Below are 1,173 nucleotides of genomic sequence, written 5' to 3'. Positions count from 1 at the left end.
CTACTGGACGCGGGTGGTGCGTGCCAGTGCGGTGCGGGTGCCGCCGGTGAGGTGGACCAGGACCGGGACCTGCCGGCCGAGGGTCTGGTCCAGGGTGGTCAGGGCGTGGTCGACGGCGTCGAGGACGGTGACCGCGTCGCCGCCGCGGCGGACGTGGACCCGGATCCGGGCGGCGCGTTCCTTCTTCACCAGGTACGTGTCGACCTTCGCGGTGACGATGTCGCGGACACCGGTGAGTTCGTGGTCGATGACGTCCCGCACGAGCGCGACGTTGACGGTGACCTGGTCGTTGCCGGAGCGTTCCCGGACCGCGACACTGGTGCCGCCACCACCACGGGTGAAGACCACGATCAACGCCAGGATGATCACGAGTGCGCAGACGCCGGCGATGATCCACAGTGCCTGGTCCGGCACGCTCACCTGCTGCGGGAGAGTGACGTACTGCTGGAGGGCGTCGCGGACGGGTTGCAGGACCCCGGCGCCGATGGTGACGCCGACGATGATGCCGATCAGGCCGATCAGGAACAGCAGGACCCGGTTGAACGTCCGGTTGGTGGTGGTCATGCCAGGGTTCCCTTCTGGTCCACGGTGACCTTCACGGATGTGCCGTGCTTGCCGCCGAGGCGGCTGAGGCGGTCCTGGACGGCGTGCTCGACGACGCGGGTGTCGACGGGGATGCCGGACAGGGGCACCACGTGCACCTGGGTGCGGTGGCCCTTCGCGGACGCGGACGTGTTCGATTCCGGGACGCCTGCTGCCAGCGCTGCCGCGTTCGCGGCGGTGGAGGCGAGGATGCGGGTGTCGATCACGACCGCGCCGCGGTCGTGGTCCACGACCGAGCGGGGCTGCCGGCCGGGCTTGCAGGCCAGGACGATCAGGATGATGCCGGCGAGGACCAGGGCCGCGGCGATGACCTCGGCGATGGTGGTGAACGCCGCGTCGGGCTTCAGGGCGGTGTCGGCGATGGTCTGCGGGTCGGCCAGCAGTGGCCGCTGCCCGATGGCGTGCAGGACCGCTTCGGTGCCGATCCACGCTGCGATCAGCGCGATGACGACCAGGGTGATCGCGACCGCGGTGGACCGGGACCGGTGGATGCTCCGACGGCGCAGACGCCGCTCGAGCGAGGCGGTGGTGCTCATGGTGTCCTCCTCTACCGGACCCGGCCCTCGTGCT

The 1,173-nt window shown here is 70.5% G+C and carries 2 protein-coding genes; both read right to left on the bottom strand.

The window, feature by feature from the left end:
• On the bottom strand, positions 1 to 564 hold the full coding sequence (locus QUG93_RS15970) for an Asp23/Gls24 family envelope stress response protein (RefSeq protein ID WP_289475610.1): 564 nt from the start codon (positions 562 to 564) through the stop codon (positions 1 to 3).
• Complete coding sequence (locus QUG93_RS15965) at positions 561 to 1,139, bottom strand: DUF6286 domain-containing protein (RefSeq protein ID WP_289475608.1); 579 nt, start codon at positions 1,137 to 1,139, stop codon at positions 561 to 563. The genes QUG93_RS15970 and QUG93_RS15965 overlap by 4 nt, the downstream gene beginning before the upstream one ends.
• Positions 1,140 to 1,173 lie beyond the last annotated feature (34 nt).

This window comes from Curtobacterium caseinilyticum (genome assembly GCF_030363035.1).
GTDB classification, from domain to species: Bacteria; Actinomycetota; Actinomycetes; order Actinomycetales; family Microbacteriaceae; genus Curtobacterium; species Curtobacterium caseinilyticum.
The sequence above is the reverse complement of the archived record's forward strand: the minus strand, read 5'-3'. Positions and strand labels throughout refer to the sequence as shown.

Excerpts from the sequence above, each read along its gene's own strand:
- QUG93_RS15970 (WP_289475610.1), bottom strand. The coding sequence starts at position 564 with ATGACCACCACCAACCGGACGTTCAACCGGGTCCTGCTGTTCCTGATC.
- QUG93_RS15965 (WP_289475608.1), bottom strand. The coding sequence starts at position 1,139 with ATGAGCACCACCGCCTCGCTCGAGCGGCGTCTGCGCCGTCGGAGCATC.